The sequence below is a fragment of the Actinomyces urogenitalis DSM 15434 genome (genome assembly GCF_000159035.1).
Taxonomy (GTDB): Bacteria; Actinomycetota; Actinomycetes; order Actinomycetales; family Actinomycetaceae; genus Actinomyces; species Actinomyces urogenitalis.
This window is the reverse complement of record NZ_DS999574.1, coordinates 634,358-638,051: the sequence shown is the minus strand read 5'-3', so window position 1 is coordinate 638,051 and position 3,694 is coordinate 634,358. Positions and strand designations below refer to the sequence as shown.

Annotated in this window: 2 protein-coding genes, 3 tRNA genes and 1 pseudogene; 2 read left to right on the top strand and 4 right to left on the bottom strand. The window is 69.7% G+C overall.

Going from position 1 to position 3,694, the window contains the following annotated elements:
- Positions 1-5: 5 nt before the first annotated feature.
- The 3 genes from HMPREF0058_RS02715 to HMPREF0058_RS02705 form a co-directional block, all read right to left on the bottom strand.
- Positions 6-78 (bottom strand) — tRNA-Phe (locus tag HMPREF0058_RS02715).
- A 47-nt stretch (positions 79-125) separates the two neighbouring features.
- Positions 126-199, bottom strand: a tRNA-Asp gene (locus HMPREF0058_RS02710).
- Positions 200-251: 52 nt separating this feature from the next.
- A tRNA-Glu gene (locus tag HMPREF0058_RS02705) sits at positions 252-324 on the bottom strand.
- Between the two features lie 244 nt (positions 325-568).
- Here HMPREF0058_RS02705 and HMPREF0058_RS02700 point away from each other — a divergent pair.
- Both HMPREF0058_RS02700 and HMPREF0058_RS02695 read left to right on the top strand, forming a co-directional pair.
- Positions 569-958 carry a metallopeptidase family protein gene (locus HMPREF0058_RS02700; RefSeq protein ID WP_006548143.1) on the top strand — a complete coding sequence of 130 codons (390 nt, stop codon included), beginning with the start codon at positions 569-571 and terminating at the stop codon, positions 956-958.
- Between the two features lie 27 nt (positions 959-985).
- Positions 986-2,230, top strand: a complete 1,245-nt coding sequence (locus HMPREF0058_RS02695) for a glycoside hydrolase family 3 N-terminal domain-containing protein (RefSeq protein WP_006548142.1) — start codon at positions 986-988, stop codon at positions 2,228-2,230.
- A 164-nt stretch (positions 2,231-2,394) separates the two neighbouring features.
- On the opposite strand, the pseudogene HMPREF0058_RS02690 reads toward HMPREF0058_RS02695, so the two are convergent.
- Positions 2,395-3,694, bottom strand: a pseudogene (locus tag HMPREF0058_RS02690) (hypothetical protein); the annotation flags it as partial.

Below are 3,694 nucleotides of genomic sequence, written 5' to 3'. Positions count from 1 at the left end.
CGCGGTGGCTCCGACCGGCGTCGATCCGGTGACCTTTCGATTTTCAGTCGAACGCTCTACCAACTGAGCTACAGAGCCTTGGATGGAGTCGGCCCGGCCATGATGACCGGGCCGACTCGCTTCCGCGACCTCGACGGGACTTGAACCCGCGACCTCCGCCGTGACAGGGCGGCGCGCTAACCAACTGCGCCACGAGGCCTCGTGTGGCACGAAGCCCTGCTCTTGCGAGCCGTTTTCACTCGCACGAGCCGTACCCCCAACGGGATTCGAACCCGTGCTACCGCCGTGAAAGGGCGGGGTCCTAGGCCGCTAGACGATGGGGGCCTGGTGCCCTTGGCGTCGTCGCGCCTCGAACCGGGTAGAACACTAAGGGGCCGGTCGGCGCTCACGCAAATCAAAATGCCGTGACGCTGCTCACCGCGAGAAAGTGGCGCAATACCGCGCTTTGCCTCGACTACCAACTCACTGACCCCACCACCTGCCCACGCTCACGCCGCCAGCGCCCTGAGACGGAGGCTCAGACCACGTCCCCGCCAGCCCCGCCCCGACCTCGTGGCAGGCTGGACACATGAGCCCGGTCCACCTGCCTGACGCTGACTTCGAGGACGCTGTTGGCGACGCTCTCGACAGCCTGCCACCCGACCTCGCCGAGGCCATGGACAACGTCGTCATCCTCGTCCAGGACGAGCCCGAGCCGGACATGCTGCGCCGCGAGGACTATGACGAGCTCGGCCGCCCGACGCTGCTCGGCCTGTACGACGGCGTCCCCTTGACCGAACGCGACACCTCTTGGTCCCTCGTCCTGCCCGATCGCATCTTCATCTTCAAAGGTCCCCTGGAGCGCTGGTGCACGAGCCGCGAGGAGCTGGTCGAGGAGATCACAGTGACCGTCATCCACGAGATCGCCCACCACTTCGGCATCGACGACGACCGACTCCACGAACTCGGCTGGGAGTAGCACCTCCAGCCGGCTAAGGTCGCTGCCATGAGGCACGTTTCCCCATCGGCCCATTCCCGTTCCCGCCTGTCCCGCCGTGCTGCGCTCGGCGCCACAGCCCTCATCGCCACGGCCGCCGCCGGCACTACAGCGGTGCTGGCCTGGCCGCGCAAGTCCGCCCCCACGCCCACAGCGGCTCCGGAGCCCTCCACCGCGTCCGCGACACCATCGGCCGTCCCGACGCCCGAGACCACCCCCTCCCCCGAGGTCGGTGCCGACCCGGTGGCAGGGTGGAGCATCGAGCAGATGGCCGGCCAGCTGCTCATGGTGGGCCTGCCAGCCACCGGCAGTGCCCAAGCGCTCGACTCCCTGCTCGCTCGGCAGGTGGGCGGAGTCTTCCTGGCCGGCCGCTCCTCCGCCGGGGTCACGGCCACCCGCGCCCTGGTGGACGCGCTCACGGCCCGCGCCGCAGCCGCCGGTCCGAGCGTGCCTCTCCTCGTCGCCACGGACCAGGAGGGCGGCAACGTTCAGGTCCTGTCCGGCGCCGGGTTTACCAAGATCCCCGAGGCCACCACGCAGGGCTCCTGGCCTGCCGCCGAGCTCAGCACGGCGGCGACGGGCTGGGCCACCGAGCTCGCCGCGGCGGGCGTGACGATGAACCTGGCGCCGGTGGCTGACCTCGTTGACATCGCTGACCCGAGCTCGAACGCCCCAATCGGCCACTGGGACCGTCAGTACGGATCGGAGGCGGGCAGCGTCGCCGAGCACGTGGTGGCCTTCAACGCCGGGATGACTCAAGCCGGGGTGGTCCCCGTCATCAAGCACTTCCCGGGGCTCGGACGCACCATCGGCAACACGGACGTGACTGCGCAGGTCACGGACTCCGTCACCACCCGTGGCGATGCGGCGCTCGAGGTCTTCGCCCAGGTCATCGCTGCCGGCGCCGAGGTGGTCATGATCTCCTCCGCCTTCTACTCACTCATCGATCCTGAGGCCCCGGCGGTCTTCTCCCCCACCGTGGTGACCGAGCTGCTGCGCGGTGAGATGGGCTTTACGGGCGTGGTCATCACCGATGACGTTGCCGCGGCCGCACAGGTCAAGGCCTGGACGCCGGCCCGGCGTGCGGTGCTCGCTGTACGCGCGGGCTGCGACATTGTGCTGGCCGCCGCCGACTCCTCCGTCGCCCCAGCCATGCTGGACGCGCTCATCGCTGAGGCTCAGGCAGATCCGGCCTTCGCCGAGCAGGTCGCGGCCGCCGCCCGGCGAGTGCTGGCGCTCAAGGCGCAGCATTAGGACTCCGCTGTCACAATCCCGGGCGATTGCGTAAGCCCTCGCCCGGGGCAGCCTCCAACAGGTGCGTGCTTCCGCGGATCTCTGCGGAACCGCGGTCCTATCTACGCGGCGGAAGGCCCTGCCGGGGAGAATCACCCGGGATCGTGACACCGATCTGGCTGCCGCTAGCGCAGCTTGGTCGTGCCCTTGGAAGATCCGCCCACGGAGATCTGCTTGGCGAAGCAGTCGTCCTTGGAGATGCCCTGCGCGTCGCACCAGCCGTTAGCACCCTCCGGGGTGGAGTAGGGCTCGGCCACGATGATGACCCACCAGTGCCCGCCAGCATCAAAGACTGACCAGCTGTCCGAGTTCAGCAGGAGCGCGTCAGGGTAGACCGCCCGGGTCCGCAGGTAGTGCTCCCACACCATCCGGTTGTCCCAGGTCTCACCATTGAGGACGAGACCGGGCCGCTTGGAGGAGATCTGCGGAACCCACATCCCGTTGACGCGAGAGACGATCGTGTCGTAATCCTTGGTCTCCTGCCAGGTCAGGGCCGCGGCTGCCGCAGAGTCCGCCTGGGCGGCGTCATCGGCCGTGGCTGAGGCAGTGAAGGAGGTCTCCTGGGAGGCCAGCGCCGTGCTCTGAGCACCCGAGCGGTCCAGCGAGAGCACGGCCTTCATCGATGAGGGACTGAGCTCGGCGGCAGGCCGGAAGTACTGCGAGGAGGCGAAGGTGACCGCCACCGGCGTGCCTTGGGGCGCCACCCCCACCGGCGCGGCTGAGAAGTCCACGTGCCCCAGCGCAACAACGCTGTCCGCCCCACCGCTGCCGGACGGAGAGGAGGGAGCGTAGAGGGTGAGGAGGTTCTGCGCGCCAGACAGGACGTCTCCGCTCTCACAGGCCGCGGACACCTCCAGGCTCACGCGCAGACCGGAGGCGGTGTCTTCCACGCCCGTCACCGTGAGGTCCGGGTCCTGCGAGCACTGACTGGCGTCACCCGAGAAGTCCTGGCCGGACTCGTCCTGCACGCCGGAGTCCTGCCCGGAGGAGCCGGTGGCAACCTCAGCGCCCCGGTCGCGGCTGGACATGTACCAGGCCGTCCCACCGCCCACGAGCACCAGCAGGAGGATGACGACGGCGGCCGCGAGCCACGCCCGCTGGCGCGACAGGCGCGTGCTCGTACCCGGCTGTGGCGGCTCACCCGGACCGGAGGCGCCGGCGACCGGCTGGCCGCTCCAGGCCTGGGAAGCGGAGGCAGCGCTGGAAGGCACCGGAGCACCTGCTGCTCCCGGTGCGCCGGGGCCGGAGACCGCGACGGGAACCGGGGTCAGGCCAGCAGGAGCCGTATCGAGGGCAGCCGGGGTGATCGTTGACGTCGGGGCCACCTCCATGGCGGCATCAGCCGCCTGCGCCGCCGGGCCAGCTGCCTGAGCCGAGCCCTTGCCCGTCGTCTCGAACCACTGGCGCAGGTCGGGATAGAGCAGG

Coding starts and splice junctions, on each gene's coding strand:
- HMPREF0058_RS02700 (WP_006548143.1), top strand. CDS start 569: ATGAGCCCGGTCCACCTGCCTGACGCTGACTTCGAGGACGCTGTTGGC.
- HMPREF0058_RS02695 (WP_006548142.1), top strand. CDS start 986: ATGAGGCACGTTTCCCCATCGGCCCATTCCCGTTCCCGCCTGTCCCGC.